General features: G+C 41.1%; 20 protein-coding genes. 16 read left to right on the top strand and 4 right to left on the bottom strand.

Translation table 11 applies throughout. The features are described from left to right. Window positions 1-109 precede the first annotated feature (109 nt). The gene (purL, locus tag G0029_RS04895; protein ID WP_180107995.1) at window positions 110-3,946 is read right to left on the bottom strand and encodes a phosphoribosylformylglycinamidine synthase; all 3,837 of its coding nucleotides are present in this window, start codon (window positions 3,944-3,946) and stop codon (window positions 110-112) included. Between the two features lie 387 nt (window positions 3,947-4,333). Next, the gene (locus G0029_RS04890; protein WP_373685046.1) at window positions 4,334-5,368 is read right to left on the bottom strand and encodes a M20/M25/M40 family metallo-hydrolase; all 1,035 of its coding nucleotides are present in this window, start codon (window positions 5,366-5,368) and stop codon (window positions 4,334-4,336) included. A 212-nt stretch (window positions 5,369-5,580) separates the two neighbouring features. Here G0029_RS04890 and G0029_RS04885 point away from each other — a divergent pair, with 212 nt between their 5' ends. From G0029_RS04885 to pal, 11 genes are all read left to right on the top strand, one after another. Next, window positions 5,581-6,921, top strand: a complete 1,341-nt coding sequence (locus tag G0029_RS04885) for a deoxyguanosinetriphosphate triphosphohydrolase (RefSeq protein WP_180107993.1) — start codon at window positions 5,581-5,583, stop codon at window positions 6,919-6,921. A 110-nt stretch (window positions 6,922-7,031) separates the two neighbouring features. Further along, a complete protein-coding gene (gene ruvA / locus G0029_RS04880; protein ID WP_180110021.1) occupies window positions 7,032-7,634 on the top strand; it encodes a Holliday junction branch migration protein RuvA in 603 nt (200 codons plus the stop codon). A gap of 245 nt (window positions 7,635-7,879) precedes the next feature. Next, window positions 7,880-8,887 (top strand): Holliday junction branch migration DNA helicase RuvB, encoded by a 1,008-nt coding sequence (gene ruvB / locus G0029_RS04875; RefSeq protein WP_111883949.1) that lies wholly within the window; start codon window positions 7,880-7,882, stop codon window positions 8,885-8,887. A gap of 97 nt (window positions 8,888-8,984) precedes the next feature. Further along, window positions 8,985-9,632, top strand: a complete 648-nt coding sequence (locus tag G0029_RS04870; RefSeq protein WP_180107992.1) for a hypothetical protein — start codon at window positions 8,985-8,987, stop codon at window positions 9,630-9,632. A 24-nt stretch (window positions 9,633-9,656) separates the two neighbouring features. Then, window positions 9,657-9,782: a hypothetical protein gene (locus G0029_RS18415; protein WP_257223222.1), complete on the top strand. Its 126-nt coding sequence runs from the start codon at window positions 9,657-9,659 to the stop codon at window positions 9,780-9,782. A 66-nt stretch (window positions 9,783-9,848) separates the two neighbouring features. Beyond that, window positions 9,849-10,256 carry a tol-pal system-associated acyl-CoA thioesterase gene (gene ybgC / locus G0029_RS04865; RefSeq protein ID WP_078190367.1) on the top strand — a complete coding sequence of 136 codons (408 nt, stop codon included), beginning with the start codon at window positions 9,849-9,851 and terminating at the stop codon, window positions 10,254-10,256. 27 nt (window positions 10,257-10,283) lie between these two features. Continuing rightward, complete coding sequence (gene tolQ, locus G0029_RS04860; RefSeq protein ID WP_078192037.1) at window positions 10,284-10,982, top strand: protein TolQ; 699 nt, start codon at window positions 10,284-10,286, stop codon at window positions 10,980-10,982. Further along, the gene (gene tolR / locus G0029_RS04855) at window positions 10,982-11,431 is read left to right on the top strand and encodes a protein TolR (protein ID WP_078190369.1); all 450 of its coding nucleotides are present in this window, start codon (window positions 10,982-10,984) and stop codon (window positions 11,429-11,431) included. The genes tolQ and tolR overlap by 1 nt, the downstream gene beginning before the upstream one ends. Window positions 11,432-11,434: 3 nt before the next feature. Continuing rightward, entirely contained in the window at window positions 11,435-12,829 is a 1,395-nt protein-coding gene (gene tolA / locus G0029_RS04850) for a cell envelope integrity protein TolA (RefSeq protein ID WP_180107991.1), read from the top strand. Between the two features lie 444 nt (window positions 12,830-13,273). Further along, window positions 13,274-14,557 carry a Tol-Pal system beta propeller repeat protein TolB gene (tolB, locus tag G0029_RS04845; protein ID WP_180093857.1) on the top strand — a complete coding sequence of 428 codons (1,284 nt, stop codon included), beginning with the start codon at window positions 13,274-13,276 and terminating at the stop codon, window positions 14,555-14,557. Between the two features lie 68 nt (window positions 14,558-14,625). Then, window positions 14,626-15,195: a peptidoglycan-associated lipoprotein Pal gene (gene pal / locus G0029_RS04840; protein WP_180107990.1), complete on the top strand. Its 570-nt coding sequence runs from the start codon at window positions 14,626-14,628 to the stop codon at window positions 15,193-15,195. 266 nt (window positions 15,196-15,461) lie between these two features. Here the strand turns inward: pal and G0029_RS04835 are convergent, their stop codons facing one another. After that, window positions 15,462-15,659 carry an NF038105 family protein gene (locus G0029_RS04835; protein WP_078190373.1) on the bottom strand — a complete coding sequence of 66 codons (198 nt, stop codon included), beginning with the start codon at window positions 15,657-15,659 and terminating at the stop codon, window positions 15,462-15,464. A 184-nt stretch (window positions 15,660-15,843) separates the two neighbouring features. On the opposite strand from G0029_RS04835, the gene G0029_RS04830 reads away from it, so the two are divergent. From G0029_RS04830 to G0029_RS04810, 5 genes are all read left to right on the top strand, one after another. Then, window positions 15,844-16,818 carry a class 1 fructose-bisphosphatase gene (locus G0029_RS04830; protein WP_078192041.1) on the top strand — a complete coding sequence of 325 codons (975 nt, stop codon included), beginning with the start codon at window positions 15,844-15,846 and terminating at the stop codon, window positions 16,816-16,818. A 52-nt stretch (window positions 16,819-16,870) separates the two neighbouring features. Then, window positions 16,871-17,647, top strand: a complete 777-nt coding sequence (locus G0029_RS04825; RefSeq protein WP_180110020.1) for a TrmH family RNA methyltransferase — start codon at window positions 16,871-16,873, stop codon at window positions 17,645-17,647. A gap of 160 nt (window positions 17,648-17,807) precedes the next feature. Beyond that, window positions 17,808-18,422: an RNA polymerase sigma factor gene (locus G0029_RS04820; protein ID WP_111883945.1), complete on the top strand. Its 615-nt coding sequence runs from the start codon at window positions 17,808-17,810 to the stop codon at window positions 18,420-18,422. Beyond that, entirely contained in the window at window positions 18,419-18,739 is a 321-nt protein-coding gene (locus tag G0029_RS04815; protein ID WP_180107988.1) for a hypothetical protein, read from the top strand. Before G0029_RS04820 ends, G0029_RS04815 begins: the two co-directional genes overlap by 4 nt. Further along, complete coding sequence (locus G0029_RS04810) at window positions 18,729-19,133, top strand: DUF3106 domain-containing protein (protein ID WP_078190378.1); 405 nt, start codon at window positions 18,729-18,731, stop codon at window positions 19,131-19,133. The genes G0029_RS04815 and G0029_RS04810 overlap by 11 nt, the downstream gene beginning before the upstream one ends. 86 nt (window positions 19,134-19,219) lie before the next feature. Here the strand turns inward: G0029_RS04810 and G0029_RS04805 are convergent, their stop codons facing one another. Continuing rightward, window positions 19,220-21,634, bottom strand: coding sequence for a CSLREA domain-containing protein (locus tag G0029_RS04805; RefSeq protein WP_180108014.1), 2,415 nt, complete (start codon window positions 21,632-21,634; stop codon window positions 19,220-19,222). Window positions 21,635-21,641: the final 7 nt, after the last annotated feature.

Raw genomic sequence — 21,641 nt, 5'->3', positions numbered from 1 at the left:
ATATGTGTAAAAATAAGCATTCACAATAATTAATATATCTTTTGGTAAATTTTAAACATAAAAAAAGCCACCCGAAGGCGGCTCTTTTCTATTATTCATCTATCTAAGATTAACCAATAAATTTACGTGCATTACGGAACATACGTAACCAAGCACCGTCTTGATCCCAATCTTCTGGTTTCCAAGAATGCTGAATCGCACGGAAGTTACGTTCAGGGTGCGGCATCATAATCGTTGCACGACCGTCTTTAGACGTTACACCTGAAATCGCTTCTGGCGAACCATTCGGGTTCATTGGGTAATGCTGCGTTGGGTTGCCTTGACTATCTACATAACGCAAGATCACTTGATCGCCAGCATTCAATGCTGCAATGTTTTCTGCGCTTGTAACCACACGACCTTCACCATGTGCTACAGCGATAGGAAGAATCGAACCTTCCATACCTTCTAACAATACAGAATTTGATTTTTCAACGCGTACGTTTACAGCACGAGCTTCAAACATCTCTGAAGTATTGCGGTGGAAACGAGGCCAAGCGTCTGCACCTGGAATTAATGGTGCAAGCTGAGACAACATTTGACAGCCGTTACAAATACCTAGAGAGAAAGTTTCATCACGGTTGAAGAATTTCTCAAATTGGTCACGAAGTTTCGGGTTAAACAATACAGATTTAGCCCAACCGCCGCCTGCGCCCAATACGTCACCGTAAGAGAAACCGCCACACGCGACTAAACCTTCAAAGTCATCAAGACTGATACGGCCAGCAAGCAAGTCGCTCATGTGTACATCTACAGTGTTGAAGCCGACTTTATCGAATGCAGCAGCCATTTCTACATGACCGTTTACACCCTGTTCACGCAGAATCACCATGTTTGGACGGCGTTCATTGATGTACGGTGCTTCGATAGGCTCGTTCAAATCAAATGTTGGTTTTGCAATTAAACCTGCATGTGATTTGTCAGCGATTAACGCATATTCTTGATCCGCAGTTTCTACGTTGTCACGTAGACGTTGGATTTGATGTGACACTTCAGTCCATGCTTGCTGTAATTCAGCACGGTCTAAGCTCAAACCATTTACAGTTAAAGTATCTGTATCATTTACAGTACCTACCACTGCAATTGCATCTTTAAGGCTAGACGCTGCAACTTCAGCTTCTAAGGCAGCCCAATCTGCTTTGCTGATTTGAAGCACTGCACCAATTTCTTCTGCAAACAAGCTTGCAGTAGATTGATCTTCAAGTGCTACACCTAGGCGTGAAGCGAACATCATTTCTGCAACAGTCGCCAATAGGCCGCCATCACCGATGTCATGGTAAGCCTTGATTAGATCGCGGCTGTTCCAGTCTTGAACCAATGCAAAGAATGCTTTGAAGTCATCAAAACTGTCTACATCAGGTGTTACAGAACCAATTGCTTTATAAACCTGAGCAAGGATCGAACCGCCAAGGCGGAATTGACCTTTAGAAAGATCGATACGTACAAGTACAGACTCGATATTTTTAAGTTCAGGTGTTAATGTTTTGCGAACATCTGTTACAGGTGCAAATGCTGTGATCACGCCTGTCATAGGAGATGTTACAGATTTATCAACACCGTCATCATTCCAAGTTGTACGCATAGACAATGAGTCTTTACCTACAGGAATTGCGATACCTAAAGCAGGACACATTTCCATACCGATGGCTTTAACGCCTTCAAATAGCGCTTGGTCTTCACCCGGTTGACCTGCTGCAGCCATCCAGTTTGCAGACAATTTAATGTCACTGATCTGGTCGATTTTTGCAGACATGATGTTTGAAATTGATTCTGCTACAGATAAACGTGCAGAAGCAGCAGGATTCAACAACGCAACTGGTGGACGCTCACCCATTGCCATCGCTTCACCTGTATAACCAACAAGGCTAGTCGTTGTTACTGCAGCATCCGCTACAGGCACTTGCCACTTACCGACGAACTGATCACGTGCAACCATACCTGTAATCGAACGGTCACCAATGGTGATGAGGAACGATTTAGATGCAACAGTTGGATTCTTAAGAACGCGGTAAATCGCATCTTTCAAATCTGTTACTGTTTCAGCAGTGAAGTCATCGCCTTTACGTTCAATGGTTTCGTATGAACGGCTCATGCGTGGTGTACCGCCAAGCATCACTTGCATTGGCATATCCACAGCTTTGTTTTCAAACAATGGATCTTCAACGGTTAAATGGCGCGCTTCAGTCGCTTCACCCAATACCGCAAACGGACAACGCTCACGTGCACACAGTGATTCAAAGAGTTCTAAAGATGATGGACGGATCGCCAAAACATAACGTTCTTGCGCTTCATTCGACCAGATCTCCATCGGAGACATGCCTTTTTCCAATGATGGAATTTTACGAAGATCAAGGATTGCACCTAACTCGTGATCGTTCACAAGTTCAGGCATTGCATTTGAGATACCACCCGCACCCACGTCATGTACAGACACGATTGGGTTATGGTCTTCCATGCGCCAGCACGCATCGATGACTTCTTGGCAACGGCGTTCCATTTCTGGGTTTTCACGTTGCACCGAAGCAAAGTCTAGGTTTTCACCTAACTTACCGCTGTCTACAGAAGACGCTGCGCCACCGCCTAGACCGATCAACATTGCAGGACCGCCAAGTACGATTAAAAGATCGCCCGGTTGGATTGCATCTTTTTCAACATGGTCAGGACGGATGTTACCGTAACCGCCGGCAATCATAATTGGCTTATGGAAGCCTTTTACATCACCATTGACATTTTGTTCAAATGTACGGAAGTAACCATTTAACGCAGGACGACCAAATTCATTGTTAAACGCTGCACCACCCAATGGACCTTCAATCATAATTTGAAGTGGAGATGCCATACGAGATGGTTTGCCGTAGTTTTCTTCCCATGGCTGTTCAAAGCCCGGAATGTTCAAGTTAGATACGGTAAAACCTGTTAAACCTGCTTTTGGCTTACCACCACGACCTGTTGCGCCTTCGTCACGGATTTCACCGCCCGAACCTGTTGCTGCACCAGCAAATGGTGCAATCGCTGTCGGATGGTTATGTGTTTCCACTTTCATCAAGATGTGAGCGGCTTGACTCTTGTATTTATAAACGTGGTGACCTGTTTCAGCATCTAGTTTTGGATAAAAACGCTGTGTGTCAAAACCAACAATTACAGAAGCGTTGTCTTTATATGCCGACAATACATCTGTAGGTGATTCTTTATAGGTGTTTTTAATCATTTGGAACAATGACAATGGTTGAACTTCACCATCAATTGTCCATTCTGAACCAAAGATTTTATGACGGCAGTGTTCAGAGTTTGCTTGAGCAAACATCATCAATTCGATGTCATGCGGGTTGCGACCCATTTTTGTGAATGCATCGGTTAAATAATCGATTTCTTCATCAGAAAGCGCAAAACCAAATTCAGAGTTAGCTTTCACCAACGCTTCTTTACCTTGACCCAAAATATCAATTGAGTTTAAAGGCTTTGGTTCAGTTTCAGAGAAAAGTGCCGCAGCATCTTCAATAGCATTGAAAACACTTTCGGTCATGCGGTCATGTAATGCTAGTTTTACTTCATCAGAAACAGCATTTACGCCCTTCAAAGTAAACAAAACACCGCGTTCAAGGCGATGAACCGGTGTATTACAGTTGGCAAAAATGTCTGTTGCCTTAGACGACCACGGAGAGATGGTTCCAACACGTGGCGTCACTAAAATTTGGACTTCGTCACTTGCTGCTTGGTGCAATTCAAAAGATTGACCATCGTTGAGAAGCTGTAAAGCGGATTGCTGTTGTTGCTCGTTGAGCGCTTGGTCAAAAAGGTAAACCCATTGACTTTCAATTGATTGAACAGAACTAATTGACGTTAAACGTGATAATAGTTGAGTTTTCTTAAATGAAGAATGTGCAGGTGCACCGGCAACGATAAACATGCTGATTTTGGCTCCACGGGATGATCGAAAAGACCATGCCACAATGTGACTTGAGAGAGCGCATATTCTACTGTGTATTAGTTAAATCAGCTAGATGTGAAAGTGAAATTGTAGTGCTTATATCGGGAAGTTTAGGCAATAATGCTTTTATTTTTAAATAATAAAATTGAATTTAGTCGCACAGATTAACACAAAATTATCTGATTTTTTCATTTCACCCTAAGAATAATATTCAAACTATAAAAATGTTTTATTTTTCAACAACAACTCACTTTTTAATCAAGCGTTCAAACCATATTTGAAAATGAATTTCAGGTCTAAATGTGTGAGATTTAAACCTGAAATTCATAAAGACTAAAATCAATTCACATTTGAAATTGAAACATTTTATTTATTCAAATCTGACAATAGATGTTGAATAACATTAAGGGCTAAGTTCAGTGAGTTTACATCTACACCATCAATCGTATCGCAAGCCTTGTGGTAGCACGGTGCAAATTCGAGTTCATCACCTTTCATTTGCTCATTAAATAAAATTAGTGAAGTAACGGGAACTTTCCCTAAAAATGGCAAAGTATCGCTTGCTGTTAAAGTCGTTACATCATCTTTAATCTGAATATTATTGGTTTTAAAATATTGACGCATGCTTTGTTCTAATGCAGCATCCTGCGGGTGCTTAGGTAATTGGCTCATGCTGTCTAAGATTGGCTGATAATCACTTTGTATAAGTCCATTGGCTTTAAACTGTGCCGCCATTTCTGCAATTGATGAATGGTCACCATCGGCAATCATGATATTCGGATTCTTTGTTCCCACCATATCAACATTGATATAGGCTTGAATGCCTTGAATCTGTTTCTCACTGAGTGATTTCACAAAAGCTTGTGAACCTGCAATACCAACCTCTTCCGAATCCCAAAAGGCAAGATATAGTGTGTGTTTAGGTTTTACCTTTTGCTTTGCATAGTCTTGTAATAATGCTAACAATACTGCAACGCCTGAAGCATTATCATTAATCCCAGGCCCCATTTTCACCGAATCATAGTGCGCGCCGACTATCACAGCGGTATCTTTGGATTGCCCTTCAATCTCAATCACAATATTTTGCCCACCGGTCTTTTCTCGATTTTCAAATGGCAACATTTGCGCGTGCAAGCCTGCTTTCTTGGCTTGTTTAAGAATATATTGTGCAGAAGCCAATCCACCTGCTGTACCTACTGCACGATTGCCACCATTTTGTTCCGCAATTTCTTCAAATGTTTGTAAATGATGCATCATGCTATTTTCTGATGCAGCAACATTTTGGTTTGGCTGCACTTTCGTTATATTTTTTTCTGTGTTGAAACTTGTACAACCTGACAAAAAAAATGTCACGCCCAAACTTAGAGCAGTCAACGTAGGAAGAAATTGTTTTCTATACATTTAAATTATTCTCATTAAAAATTAAAAAATGGGATAAAAGGTAAAATTTGCCCATCTATACTAACAGCCCATTTTTAAATTTCTGTTTTGTTTTGCATTTCATTAAGGCAAATCACTCATACATCTTTTAAGACAAGTTGTGTCGCCTCAGACTAGTGCTTTTCTGCTAAGTTTGGCATTATTCAATTCAAGTAATAATTGAATAATGATAAATGACTCAAATGCGTTGGCTTGAACTTCTTTCTACAGTTCGTATTGGTAGCAATAAACACAGTTCTGAACAGGCACGTAGCCCTTTTCATAAAGACTATGACCGCATTATATTTTCGCAGAGTTTTCGACAGCTTAATCGCAAGACCCAAGTCCATCCATTAACCCAACACGATGGCATTCATACTCGCCTGACGCACTCTTTAGAAGTGTCTTGTATTGGACGTTCATTGGGGATGTTGGCAGCGGAAAAAATTAAAGATGAACTCCCGATGTGGATTTCGCCTGCCGATGTTGGCGCGATTATTCAAGCCGCTTGTTTAGCACATGATATTGGCAACCCGCCTTTTGGTCATGCAGGCGAATATGCCATTCGAGAATGGTTTGATGATGCATCACATACCAATTTTTTACAGGACTTAAGCCCTGAAGAAGAAGCCGATGTTCGTCAGTTCGAAGGTAATGCTCAAGGTTTACGTTTACTGACTAAAATTGACTATCACCCGAATGATGGTGGTATGCGCCTAACTTACGCAACCTTAGGGGCTTACCTAAAGTACCCATGGCTTTCAAAAACCATTGCATCACAAGGAAATAAGCCTGCCAGTCAGCGTGCCAAGTTTGGCTGTTACCAAGCCGAAAAAGACATCTTGCAGCAAATTGCAGAACAACTCGGCTTAATTCAACTCGGTGAATATCATTATTGCCGTCATCCTCTGACTTATTTATTAGAAGCAGCGGATGATATGTGCTATGCCCTGATTGATTTGGAAGATGGCATTATTCTCAATATGTTGAGTTATAATGAAGTTGAGCCAATTTTCCTTGACCTGATTGGTGATTATGGTATTCCTGCCGAACTTGCAATGACGGATACCACATGGCAGCAGAAAATTGCCGCTTTGCGTGGCCGTGTGATGAAGCGTTTGGTTGAAGAAGTAACTACAGCTTTTGCACGTCATCATAATGAAATTTTGTCTGGCCAACTTAAAGGCAGTTTATTGCAATATTGCAGTGAAGATATTGAAATCGGGATTAACCGTGCCAAAGAACTGGCTCGTGATAAAATCTTTGAACATCCGCATAAGGCAGGTTTGGAAATTATTGCACACCAAAGTTTGCAAAATATTTTGGATGCCTTTATTCCACTGACCACGCCCAATAAAACTTTGAGCTTTAAAGAGCAACGATTGATGTCTATTTTACATCGTTCAGGAGCACATTTTGGTATGTCGCATTATGACAATATTATGCAAGTACTCGATATCATCTCTAAGTTTTCAGACCATCAGGCTTATAACCTTGCACAAGAACTTCAAGGCAATAAAGTTGGTTTCTTTTAAAGCTGAAAAAATGTGAAGGCTAGTAATTCGCTGGCCTTCAAGCTAATCTCACAACAAATTGAAATTGAGCAAATAGCTCAGACTAAACTGAAATAAAGTGAATAAATGACATGATCGGATGTTTAATTGGCGAAGTGCTGGCATTGGAAGCACCAACAGTATTACTCAATGTAAATGGTGTAGGCTACGAGATTGACACCCCACTTTCTACATTTTGCCAACTACAAAAAGGTCAAAAAATTACCCTATGGACACATCTGGCTGTTCGTGAAGATGCACAACTGCTGTATGGATTTAGCAATGCTCAAGAAAAACTGATTTTTCGCACACTATTAAAAGTCAACGGCGTAGGCCCTAAAATGGCACTGGGCATTTTATCAACATTAAGTGTTGAAATGCTGATTCACACGGTTGAACATGAAGATGTAAACACTTTAGTCAAAGTTCCGGGTGTAGGCAAAAAGACCGCTGAACGCCTCATGATTGAGTTACGTGATCGCTTTAAAGCCATGGCTTCAGGGACTGCACCAACCAATTCAACTGTTGAACAAATTCAATTTACAGGCAACTCTGCTGTGGCTGAAGCTGAAGCGGCATTGCAATCATTAGGTTACAAACCAATTGAAGCACAAAAATTAGTGAATGCTGCCAAAGGTGACTTTACTGAAGCCAGCGACATTATCCGTGCAGCACTTAAGTCGATCAATAAATAATTTTTAGTTTCTAATGAGCACTGCATCCTTTGCCTTTTAGGGTTATAGACAGTATGTGAATCACGCAGGCGACAAGGATGTCGCCGTTAAACTGTGCTACAAGGACGTAGCATCAGTTTAACAAATGGGTTTTGTCACTTTTGCCCAGTCAAAAGTGAGAATCGCCTATACAATGGCATTTAAAGTTCAATCGCTTTTTGAGGCTGTGATTCTTCCACAACGATATAGAGATTAGTTAAATAATTATGCAAGACCGTCTTATCAGTGGTTCAGAAAAACCCGAAGACCACTTCGACCGTGCCATCCGTCCAACATCCCTTGATGACTACATCGGGCAGCCTGTCGTCCGTGAACAAATGGAAATCTTTATCGGTGCTGCACGTGGCCGTGAAGAAGCACTCGATCACACCTTAATTTTTGGCCCTCCGGGTTTAGGTAAAACCACACTGGCCAATATCATTGCCCGTGAGATGGGCGGCAACCTTAAATCGACCTCAGGCCCTGTTCTAGAGCGTGCTGGCGACTTAGCTGCAATGCTGACCAACCTTGAAGAAGGTGACGTACTGTTTATTGACGAAATTCATCGTCTTTCACCGGTGATTGAAGAAATTTTATATCCAGCCATGGAAGATTATCAGTTGGATATCATGATTGGTGAAGGACCAGCTGCCCGTTCTATCAAGCTCGACTTACCTGCATTTACATTAGTTGCAGCAACCACACGTGCGGGACTACTCACCTCACCTTTACGTGATCGTTTTGGGATTGTGCAACGTTTAGAATTCTATTCCGTAAAAGATCTGACTCATATTGTGACTCGTTCAGCAAACTTAATGGATGTACCGATTACTGAAGATGGCGCACTGGAAGTTGCACGTCGTGCACGTGGTACGCCACGTATTGCCAACCGTTTATTACGCCGTGTTCGAGATTATGCCCAAGTCAAAGGTACAGGCGAAGTGACCCAAGAAATGGCGCAACGTGCTTTGGACATGCTAAATGTTGATAAAGATGGTTTAGATACGCTAGACCGTCGTTATTTATCAATGCTTCTAGAGCGTTTTGATGGTGGCCCTGCAGGTGTAGAAGCTCTAGCTGCAGCTATGGCAGAAGACTCAGGTACGCTTGAAGATGTGATCGAACCCTACCTCATTCAGCAAGGCTATGTCATGCGTACTGCACGTGGGCGTATTGCCACCAATATGGCGTATTTACAGTTTGGGATGACGCCTCCCGAACCTAAAGATAAATAGCTGATTATTCACCAAACGACTTCAGGGAGTTAAATTCTCCCTGAATGTTTATTTAAATTTTTAAATAAATTCAATCCACTACAAACAGCAAACTAAAATGATAAATCTTGAGAATAGAATAATTAACAAAATTAATAGCGAATACATTCAAAACCTTCCATTAGACAGTGCCATTGAAAACATTCCCAGAGAACAACCCATCAGTTCATTTAACCCTAAACAAATGAGTGATTTTGAAAGCTTATTCCACACCGAATACAATTATTTTATCACTGTCGAATGTGAAAACATTCTTAGCAAAGAAACCATAGAAGTAAGTGAAGATAATATCTTAACTATTAAACAATCGCCTTCTGCATATCGTATAAAAAACCTGAGCTTCAACTATACTTCTGCCCTCATTTTTATTGGGACGTACTATCACGACGACGTACAAGTTTTGGTCAAGGAAAACTTTAAGCCAGCAAAAATTAATACATTTTATTTCAGCCTCTCATTCTTTGCTTTAGTCATACTCGTTTATGTGTTTTTCTGGATAGATCTAGCTAATAAACTTTTACTTATGTTAGTTATTGGCCTTGGCTTTTGCTGCTTAACGTATATGTATGAATCTTTAAAGGCATTACTCCCAAAGCAACAGAAAAAGAAAATGGAAGAAACTCACTTTCATATTGCGGGATATTTAGCAGCTCATCTACAGGATTTTGTCGATGCAAAATTTAAATTAGATGAACAAACAAATTAAAAGCAGCCTCTTTTTTAACCAATAATGACAACTACGAAAGTTAAAGATTTACGTGAGTTGAAACCTTGTGCCATTGGACTGATGACTCACGGTGCTAAACTGCCCGTCATTGAAGCACTTGACGAATCATTGAATTATCGCCATTTTTAAATGCTCTAATTCTATGCTGAAGTGCAGAACAATATTTTTCAGATTTTATAAAGACGGAACACTCTCATGGCGAATAAATTCGAATTCAACATTCGTGTATATATTGAAGATACAGATGCAGGTGGCATTGTTTACCACGCAAATCATATTCGCTTTATGGAACGTACCCGCACAGAATGGCTGCGCGCTTCAGGTGTAGACCATTATTGGCATCAAAAAGATTACAACTTTGTCGTTCATAAAATTAATGTGAAATATTCACGTCCTATATTAATGGATGACCTGATTACTGTTACAGCAAGTGTAGTTTCGTGTAAGGCTACGTCATTTGTGTTGCAACAAAATATTTATCGTGGTGATATTATGCTGGCATCAGGTGAGGTAGAATTGGCATGTATCAGTGCAGAGATGAAACCCCGTCGCCTTCCTGATGAAATACGTGAACTGATTCTGAAAGAATTGGAACAAGATTAAAAAAATTATTTGGCACATGTAGTAACTATGGCAACTCAACTAGAATCAACACTCAAAGTTTCAGACCTCATCTTACAAGCAAGTCCTGTCGTACAACTGGTAATGCTCCTGCTGCTCTTAGCTTCGTTATTCAGTTGGTATCTGATTGCCAAGTTACACATGAGTTATAAAAAAGCGCAGGCCGATGATGAACATTTCCAAAAAATCTTTTGGTCTGGCGCCGAACTCAACACTTTATACAACAATGCTCAGCTCAACTCGAAACGTGTTGGCCTTGAAGATGTCTTCTATCAAGGTTTAGGCGAGTTTTTCAAACTTAAAAAACGTAATGCCAGCGCAGAACAATCAATTGAAGGTACAGAACGTATTCTTCGCGTAGGTTTAAGCCGTGACCAAGGACATTTAGAAAATGGTTTAGGCGCGCTTGCGAGTATTGGATCGGTTGCACCCTATGTTGGTTTATTCGGTACCGTTTGGGGCATTATGAACGCTTTTATTGGTTTGGCAGATGTTGACCAAGTCACCCTTGCTACGGTTGCTCCGGGTATTGCAGAAGCATTGATTGCAACGGCCATTGGTCTTTTTGCGGCAATTCCTGCTGTACTTGCATTTAACCATTTCACAGCCAAAGGTGAAGCCGTTTATAACGATCGTGCGCTTTTTGCCGAAGAAATGGTTGCGTTATTACAACGCCAGTCTGTAGGTTCAACTCAGGACAATGACTAATGGCTATTCAACGTTCTGGACGCTTTGAGCGCATCAAAAAACCATTAAAAAGTGACATGAACGTCGTACCTTATATTGATGTCATGTTAGTTCTTTTGGTGATTTTCATGGTCACTGCACCTATGATCACCACAGGTGTCAAAGTCGATTTACCACAGGCAAATGGCACGCCTATGCAAGCGGAAGATCGCCCTGCGATTGTTACACTTGAGGCGGATGGAACGATCAAACTCGAAGATAAAAATCATCAGAATGATGTACTCACACTTGATGAACTAAAATCTGTTTTAACTGCTTCACAAAATGAAGCGAACGAACAGAAAAAGCAAATGAGTGTCCTGATTAACGGCAGTGAATCTCGTCCTTATGGTGAAGTCATGAAACTCATGTCTGCCCTTCAAGATGCAGGTTTAACACAAGTAGGTTTACTGACTGAGCCATTAAAATAATTTATGAAAGATTTCAACAAGCCGCCTTTTAAACAAAAAGCCGTTGCGATTGGTTTCACACTAGGTGTTCATATCGTCGCTGTGGTTGGCTTACTTTATCTTGGCATGAGTAAACCACCTGAGCCCCCTAAAAAAATAACCACTATTTTGGTAAAACCGGAAGATTTAAAACCTGTAACACGTGAAGTCACTGAGTTTGATGAAACCGCGCATGAAAATGTAGCTGAACAAATCACGCAAACAGCAGAACCTAGCGTTGAACCAGCACCCGAGATTCCAACGGCTGCACCACCTAAACCAGCAGAACCACCTAAGGCAGATCCACAGGTTGCTGCTCAACAGGCACTCGCTGCGGCAAAAGCACAGCAGCTTGCTGAACAAAAAGCTGCGGACAATGCAAAGCGTGCTCAAGAACAAGCTAAAGCGGCTGAAGCTGCAAAACTAAAAGCACAACAAGAAGCCAAAGCGGATGCGGCTAAGGCAAAAGCAGATGCTACGGCGAAAGCCAATGCTGAAGCAGCAAAACGTAAAGCAGATGCTGATGCCAAAACCAAGGCTGAAAAAATCCGTGCCGATGCTTTAAGAAAAGCAGAAGCTGACAAAGCCAAAGCTGCAGCAACGGCAAAAGCCAAGGCAGATGCAAAAGCCAAGGCCAATGCGGATGCTGCAAAACGTAAAGCAGATGCAGACGCGAAAGCTAAAGCCAATGCGGAAGCTGCAAAACGTAAAGCAGATGCTGATGCGAAAGCCAAGGCCAATGCAGAAGCTGCAAAACGTAAAGCAGATGCTGATGCAAAAGCTAAGGCCAATGCAGAAGCTGCAAAACGTAAAGCAGACGCCGATGCAAAAGCTAAAGCCAATGCGGAAGCTGCAAAACGTAAAGCAGATGCTGATGCCAAAGCTAAGGCCAATGCGGAAGCTGCAAAACGTAAAGCAGATGCTGATGCGAAAGCCAAGGCCAATGCAGAAGCTGCAAAACGTAAAGCAGATGCCGATGCAAAAGCCAAGGCAGATGCAAAGGCTAAAGCCGATGCCGAAGCACGCGAACGTGCAGCCGAAGAAGCCAAAGCTTCATCAGCTAAAAAAGCAGCTGAAGAAGCCGCACAGAAAAAGGCTGAAGCGAAGAAGATTGCATCTACTGCAAAGAAAGATTTTGAAAATAAAATCCGTCGTGCATGGGACACACCTTCTGACTCTGCGGGTAAATCGGCAACTGCTCGGGTGACATTATCAGAAAGTGGTTCAGTCCGATCAGTTATTGTGAACTCTAGTGACCCTGATATGAAAGCCAGTATTGAAGCCGCGGTTCGTGCTGCAGCACCGTACCCAATGCCAAGCGACCCTGATGCTAGACGTGAAGCACAAAGCTTTACCTCTACATTTAGATCTTCAAATTAAGTTTGATAAATCCCTGCATTGATTGCGGGGATTTTTTTATATTTCTTCTGAATATGGCAAACTTTGGAAAATTTATTGATTAGATGGGTTCATTCACTGATTTTTTGAATGAAACAAATTCTATTTGGTCGACACTTTTCATAAAATGACATATATATAAGTTTTACTAGCTCAGCCTAATTAAGAGCTACTTATTTCTTCTAAACATTTGATTCAAAAATTAAATTTCAACTATATAGAATTATCATTTCCAATTCAAAATGTGATGTTGTCTGCACCAATTTTAAGATAAACTTCAGTGAACTCGAATAAAATCTCTGCATTTTTCACAGTGTTATAACAGTTCAGTCATATTTTCATGCTTTTAATAATCCAAAATCATGCCATTATGTGACACAACCTAATACAGACAATAACTCACATTTTTAGAGTAGTTAGCGAATGATGGAAATGACGCGTAAACATCTTCTTTGCTTAGCAATTATGACCGCTTTGAGTCCAGTTTTAATCACTCAAACACATGCACAGCTTCATCTTGAAATCACCAAGGCGCCTGAAGAGGCACCTAAAATTGCGATCGTGCCTTTTAGTAATGACTCAAATATTTATCCTGTGGTTGAAAATGACTTGAACCGCTCAGGTAAATTTACCAGTGCCTCTAAAAACTTACCTGCAACTGCAACAATAAATTCACCTAATGCAGAAGCATGGAAAGCTGCGGGCGTACCCTATGTTGTGACAGGTACATCAAAAACAACTGCAGATGGCTCTTATGAAATTCACTACCAACTGTATGATGTTGAAAAAAAACAATACCTGTTAAATGAACTACTCACTGTACCTGCTTCCCGTTACCGTCAAGCAGCGCATATGATCAGTGATGCGATCTATCAAGCTTTAACTGGCATTCCTGGTGACTTCAGCGGCCGTATCGCTTATGTTCTGCGTAATGCAGCAACTCCAGATCAACGCTATACCTTACAAATTGCCGACACAGATGGGGAGCAGCCACGCACCATTTTGACTTCACGTGATCCAATCCTTTCCCCTGCTTGGACACCTGACGCTAAAAAGCTAGCTTATGTTTCTTTTGAAACCAAACGCCCTGCAATTTACATTCAAGACTTAGCAACTGGTAGCCGTGAAAAAGTTGCAAGTTTCCGTGGTTTAAATGGTGCTCCAAGCTTCTCGCCCGATGGTAAAAGCATGTTGTTCACTGCATCTATGCATGGCAACCCTGAAATTTACCAAATGGATTTACAAAGTCGTCAGCTAAAACGGATGACCAATGATACTGCCATCGACACAGAAGCGCGTTATGCCCCTGACGGTAAATCATTTATTTTTACCTCTGACCGTGGTGGCTCTCCACAAATTTATACCTACAACTTAAGTACTGAAAGCGTAAAACGTTTGACTTTCCGTGGCGCTTTCAATGCACGTGGTACGTTAAGTGCTGATGGTAAAAAATTAGCTTTGGTGCATCGTCCTAGCGGTAGTAACTATAAAGTTGCGGTTCAAGACATTGGTTCTGGTGTAACCAATATTTTAACACCAACAAGTTTAGATGAATCCCCAAGCTTCTCTCCAAATGGTCAAATGGTGGTGTATGCAACACGTGAAGCAAACCGTGGTTTGCTCTCGATCATGTCTTTAGATGGTCGTTTCCGCATGAACTTACCAAGTGAACAAGGTGAAGTTCGTGAACCAGCTTGGGCACCGAAATAAACACTGCATGATTTATTCAACAATAACTTTTTAATGAAACATCATAAATAACCGTCATGGAGATCAATATGAAAGCAATGAAACTGATTGCGCTACCTGTTTTAGCTACAGCAATAGTAATGACTGGTTGTGCCAGCCGTAAACCTGCAGCAGATGTACAAGCAGGACAAAACCCAAATGGCTCAACCACTGTAAACACTTCAGGTTTAAGTGAAGATGCAGCACTCAATGCACAAAACCTTGCGGGTGCATCATCGAAAGGTGTAACTGAAGCGAATAAAGCATTTTTAGCGAAGCGCGTAGTACACTTTGACTACGACAGTACCGAGCTTAGCAATGAGGACTTACAAACCCTTCAAGCTCATGCACAGTTCCTTGTTGCTAATGCAAACTCACGCGTGGCTTTAACAGGTCATACCGATGAACGTGGTACTCGTGAATACAACATGGCACTTGGTGAACGTCGTGCCAAAGCTGTTGAAAGCTTCCTGATTACAACAGGTGTAAGCCCTAACCAGCTTGAAGCAGTCAGCTATGGTAAAGAAATGCCAATCAATGCGGGTCATGATGAAAATGCATGGAAAGAAAACCGCCGTGTAGAAATTAACTACGAAGCGGTTCCTCCGCTACTTAAATAAGACTTGAAAAAGTATGAGCTAAAAAAAGCACTCATTGATGAGTGCTTTTTTATTTAACCCGTATCATTTAATTTATATCGTTTCATTTGCACAGTTCTGTTGCAACGTTCTGTGCTTTTACTCATTTTAGCCCTTTAACTCAGGATAAATTCGATTAGCGGCTTAACAACTTTAAGAAAATATCCAATTAAAAATGCAAATGAACGACTTTTAAAACGAGATCCTTAGCTTTACCAACTAGAAAATTAGCTTAACAATCCAAATCATTACGCTTCTGCTTCTGGATGTTCAGCATTTTCTTTTTCTGTTTGCATCGACTCAATGAGGTCATGTTTATTGAACTTTTTATACTCTGCTTTTGCTTCGTAACTGCTCCATGCAGCTTTAACGGTATCCGCAGAAATATCGTCTAAATTCAATCCCTCAGTTGCAGTCGGAGTCGCATCAAATTTTTGTGTGGTCATTGTTGTGCTCCCTGTCTTTCGATTTATACATTAGATTCAACATAGCATGTTATTCAGGACTTGCAAGGGTAAAATCACGACAAATAGTCTAGTTTAATTTTTCTTTTCCTTCGTTCTCATCTAAAATGTTGCACAATCACATTTTTATCATTTTTGATAAATTAATATTTGGAGTTTTCCGGTTATGTCAAATCTCACCCTTTCCCAATTTCTACAACAACAAAGTGGTAATCTTACTCCTGCATTAGCACAAGTTATTGAAACAATTGGTAATACATGCAAAGACATTGACCTTCTATTACAAAAAGGTGCTTTGGCTGGTGTATTGGGTAGCGCGCAACACGAAAACGTTCAAGGTGAAGAACAAAAGAAACTTGATGTCATTTCAAATGATTACCTCATCGATGCATTAAAAGTTCATCCACATGTTGGTGGTTTGGCTTCTGAAGAATTAGATGAATTCACACCAGCTCAAGAAAATGGTGATTATCTTGTCTTGTTCGACCCATTAGATGGTTCAAGCAACATCGATATCAACATGTGTGTCGGCACAATTTTCTCAATTCTTCCTGCAAAAAATGCGGTAACGCAAGCTGAAGATTTCATGCAAGCGGGAGTTAACCAAGCGGCTGCAGGTTATGTACTGTATGGCCCATCAACAATGATGGCTCTAACTGTCGGTGCTGGCGTAGTCTTCTTTACTTTTGATCCAGAAAGCAAAGAATTCTTATTAACTAAAGATGCGATTGCGGTTGCAGCAGACACTAAAGAATATGCAATTAATGCATCGAACCAACGTCACTGGGAAGAACCTGTAAAACGTTATATCGACGAACTGCTTGCAGGTAAAACTGGCCCGCGTGAAAAAGACTTCAATATGCGTTGGGTCGCATGTATGGTGGGTGATATTCATCGTATTCTTTGCCGTAGCGGTATCTTCATGTATCCATACGACTTCAAAGATCCGAAAAAAGCAGGGCGTCTACGTTTAATGTACGAAGCAAACCCAATGAGTATGTTGATGGAACAAGCTGGCGGTGCTTCTACAACAGGCCGTGTTCGCATTCTAGACATCCAACCAACAGAACTTCATCAACGTGTTCCTGTGATTATTGGTTCTAAAAACGAAGTTGACCTAGTTACGTCATACCATAATTAATTTCTTATAACGAAAGTCAGTATTTTTGCTGACTTTCGTGGATATCTCCCTCATGGCTCTGATTTATCTCGAATCAAAAGACAACCCGAAAATTAAGCACCTCCGTGGCTTAATCGAACAAAATGCCTACCGTAAAAAACAAGGTCAAACTGTTTTAGAAGGCACACACTTGGTGTTGTCATGGTTAGACTCAAAACGTCCAATCAAATCGATTTTCACCACTGAACAATCGATTAACCATGCCGATTTCGACCGCATTGCGGAACAATATCAAGGTGCGGTGTTTATTCTAAGTGAATCTTTATACAAAGATATCAGTACACTTGGAACATCGATTGCTTGCTTAGCGATTGTGGATTTACCAAGTTCAAGTGAAGCACTTAACTTCAGTGAAGACACCTTAATTTTAGACAATATTCAAGACCCAGGAAATGTAGGCACCCTACTCCGTTCTGCTGCCGCAGCAGGTATTGAACAAGTTGTTTGTACCAAAGGCTCTGCATCGCTCTGGTCACCGCGTGTATTACGCGCAGGTATGGGCGCACATTTTTCATTAAATACCTTTGAAAATATTGCCCTTGAAGATATTTTGACGAAATTCAAAATTCCAGTGTATGCAACAAGCTCACATCAGTCTGAAAACCTATATAGCAAAAATTTACGCAAACAATGTGTGTGGATTTTAGGCAATGAAGGTCAAGGTGTTTCTGAGTATGCATTACAACATGCCGAAGCCGTTGCGATTCCTCAACCGGGTGGTCAAGAATCACTAAACGTAGCCATTGCTGGCTCGATCTGTTTTTTTGAAATGGTACGTCAGCGTCAGTAAAATCGTTATTTTATTGTATTTAGCGCTTAAGCCTGAAAAAAATAGACTACACTAGAAAAAATAATAATTCTTTTTGTCAACCTAACCGTTATTTCCATCGTTATTTGTATATGAATATGGAAATAATGGTGGGTATCCGATGACAGGATTTTCCATCTCTATGGATTTAGCACCCAAAAAGTCCGAGACGCAAGACAGCAGTGTTTTAAAAAGCACGGCTGAGTCTCGCCTGAAAAACTTCATGAATGAAGTGACGGGGCGTGCTTTAGTAATGATGGAAAGTGCAACGCACGGTCAACATGGCATTGCCATGGACTTGGTGCAAGAAGCCTTTATTTCCTTACATAAAGCTTATGCTGAAAAATCCACAGAGGAATGGTATCCCCTGTTTTACACCATTTTAAATAACAAGCTGCAAGACTGGCGTCGAAAAGAAGCACGTCGTTCGCAGCCGTTTTCCTTATTTAGAAAAGTCAGCCTAGATGACGACGATGTCGAAATACAGGATGTTGTAGATGAATCTACACCAAACCCTTTCGACTTTCTGGATCAGGCTGTCACTGCAGAGGAAATACAAGATGCTATCGCAGAACTTCCAGTCCGCCAGCAACAAGCATTTATGTTGCGAGCTTGGGAAGGCTTTGATACGCATACAACTGCAGAAATTATGAATTGTTCCGAAGGCAGTGTGAAAACACATTACCACCGTGCCATTCAAGGTTTACGTACCGCTTTGGCACATTTGAATCCACATATGGGAGGATCATCCGAATGAAACAAGATGATTTCTTAAAGCAAGTAACTTCCAAACTTGATGGACTCGCACAGCACCATAAAGACAAAGCAACTGTCATGAATAACGTGCTTGAAGATATTCATCGGCGCGAAACTTCACGTTATGGTTTCTGGAAAATGTCTGGCTTTGCACTTGCAGCAGCAATTGCAGGTTTTGTCATTTTACCGAATGCGACTGTACTGGATGACAAACCACAAAATCAGGTGATTTCAACCCCTAAGCTCTCCCCTCAAATGGTGGAAGATCTTGAAATGTTGATGGTTCTGGGTGAGGACAAAGTTCCACATGGCAGCTAAAAAATTAGCAATTGCATTCTGTGCTTTTAGTTTTCTGCAAACCAGTTTTGCTGGCTTTGATCGCTTTTGGATATTTTCAAAAGATGCAGATACTCAAGTCAATGAAACTTGGGATTCGCTATCTGAAGCAGAACAACAGGCTTTAATTAAAAAGTATCAGGCACTCAAAGAGATTCCTGCAGATCAACGTGTCAGCTTGCAACAGCGCATGGATTGGTTCACCCAACTTCCAGATAGTGAAAAGCAGCGTATGCGCGAAACATGGCAAAAAATGAGTACTTTAGAACGTAAAGAACTCGCGACACGTATGCAAAAAGCTAGTCCTGATGAACGACCTGCTATTCGCGATGAGTATATCAATAAATATTTACAGCCTATCGCTGTCGTTCACTAATCAAAAACAACAGTATGTTGTGAAAATCAAATCAATTACATTAGTTAAGCCATAAAAAAGCCTCTTATCGAGGCTTTTTTATTGTATTACTTGCTCAACCGACGTTGACGATACACACCTAAACCAATTAATGCCAACAGTCCAAATACTCCCATTGAGCCACCGCCGCTAGAAGAAGAGTTGGTGTTTTTCGCGGTATTCTTAAGAGTCAGAATTGCATTGCTTGATGCAATGCCATCACTATCGACAACGCTATATTCAACAGGATAGTCAAACTGACTAAAGCCATTTTTTACTGAGAAGGTAATCTTGCCACCGTAGCAAGTTTCCTTTAAATAACTTGCTGGGCAACTGCCACTATACTCAGCTTCAAAGTTTAAACCTGCTGGGATTTTCGTAAAACGAATTGGAATAATTTGGCCTTCTTCATTTTTATGCCATACCGATTTACCCGCTGGCATAGATGCAACTGGACCATCACCATCATCATTAGCATTCTCTAATAAATTATTGACGGTAACAGACAAATTATTTGACGGACTAATCGTATATTGGGCAGCTTTGGCCACTGGGGTCATATTTTTAAATGCCACACGTACTACACCAGAAGATTCCGCCTGACTCCCTGTCTTTTGTTTTAGCGTATATTTACAAAAACCGTATTCGGTAGGCGCTGTTGTTGCCCCACTAGTGCGATATATAACGATTTGTTTTATTCCCGCATCCCAATCACAGTGTAGGTCATGTGGTGGATTACCCACAATACTTGCTTCGCCTGTACTAGACACCGTAATTTCACTACCAATGCCGATTGGTGAAGTCGTCACGGTATAGTTGTCAGCATTTAAGGCAATTTGTCGTGTTTCAGCACTTCCGTTCACAGACTCTTCTTGAGGTAATGATGCTGGGAATGGATCAAAATAAACCGCACGATATTTGAGGTTATTTTTTAATGCACTGAATACCGCTTCGTATTTTGTTAAATCATCCTGATTGGCAACTTTGTATTCTGCATAATCTGGATCGTCGATATCCTTTTTCAAAGCATCAATTGTATTTTGATACTTATCTTGCAGAGCTGTTAAAGACTCATTGGTAATATCTGCCATATCTGCTGCCGTTAAATTCATTAACTCAACCGAACCAATATCACATGTGTTTCTTTGCGTAGGTGATAACTGTAAAGTACCATCTGTGATCCGCAAAATGCCCCGTTGATCCGCATCACTACAGCCGTCTAAGCCCAGATTGATCAAGTCAAAACCACTGCCGATCGCTTTCGGGTAATACAAAGGTAAATACAAATTATAAGCAGATTTTGTTTGTAGGGCGCTTAATAAAGTCCCCATAGCATAACTACTTACATCATGGTTTTGCAGAAAGCTTTCCGTACTATTCAGCACACTTTCTGGTAAATCACACTGTGCGGCTGCCAGTTCAAATGCATTATTACTTGCCACAAATTTTTGACCATTATCAGGTACTGCATTATTCAGATAACGACAAGATTTTCCACCAGTATTGTAGGCCAATACATTGAAATACCAAGCCTTTGTACCATTGTTATCATAATAATAGGTACTAGCCGCATTGTTCTCGACTATTGTATTACTGGTTAAAACGAAGCTAGAGAAAGCACTTAAACGTTCCGTTCCCTGAGAAATGGCACGGATAATACTACCCGTACTTGGATTTGCTTGGTTTTTTGCAATCGTATTTGCTGTCAGTTCAACCTTGGCATTTCCACAGAAGTCCATCACACTATTGCTCGTCGATGAACCATTTTGAATAATACTGCTTTGCTGGAACACAATTTCAGGCTGGGTATCCCCCAAGTTGCCGATACAGTCCATAGCGACAACACTACCTTTAGGTGCGACGTTACCCTGAACTAAACTGCTCACCAATAATGTTTTTTTCGACATATTATGCGCAACGGAGTAGATAGCACCGCCAGCAACTTTGGCCTGAGAGTTTTCTATTGCACCATTATTTAAGGTAAATGCTCCCCCTAAATACAAGGCACCACCACGGTCTTCTGCCATCCCGCCAGTAAGGCGTACATTATTGACGATAAAGTTGGCTTCTGAGCGTGAAGTATTAAAAATACGCGATTTGCCTTGGGCATTAATCGTCGTTCTAATATCTTCATAGGCAGGAAATTTCTGCGTCAGTAAATTTTTTGAATCATAGTTAAAGCGACTTTTCCCCTCAATCACGATCTGATTGAGCGGAACTAACTCACCTTTGGTCAGAAGATATTCACCTGCTTCAAGTTGAATATAATCGGTCTGCCCATTATTTGGGTTACCGACATTACATCCACCAAAAGATTTGTTTTTACGTGCAGTTTCAATCGCTTCACGTAAAGAACATTGATTGAGATTTTCACCATTTTCATCCTCAAAGGTCGTAACTTTGATGATGTTACTTGTCGCTGCCATAGATGACATAGCCGCAAGGACCATGACCGCCAGCAATCCTTTTTTATAATTTTTCATGTGCTGT

It is taken from the genome of Acinetobacter sp. YH12138, from assembly GCF_015218525.1.
Classification (GTDB): domain Bacteria; phylum Pseudomonadota; class Gammaproteobacteria; order Pseudomonadales; family Moraxellaceae; genus Acinetobacter; species Acinetobacter amyesii.
Note: the sequence above shows the minus strand (reverse complement) of the source record. Positions and strands in the feature narration are given on the sequence as shown.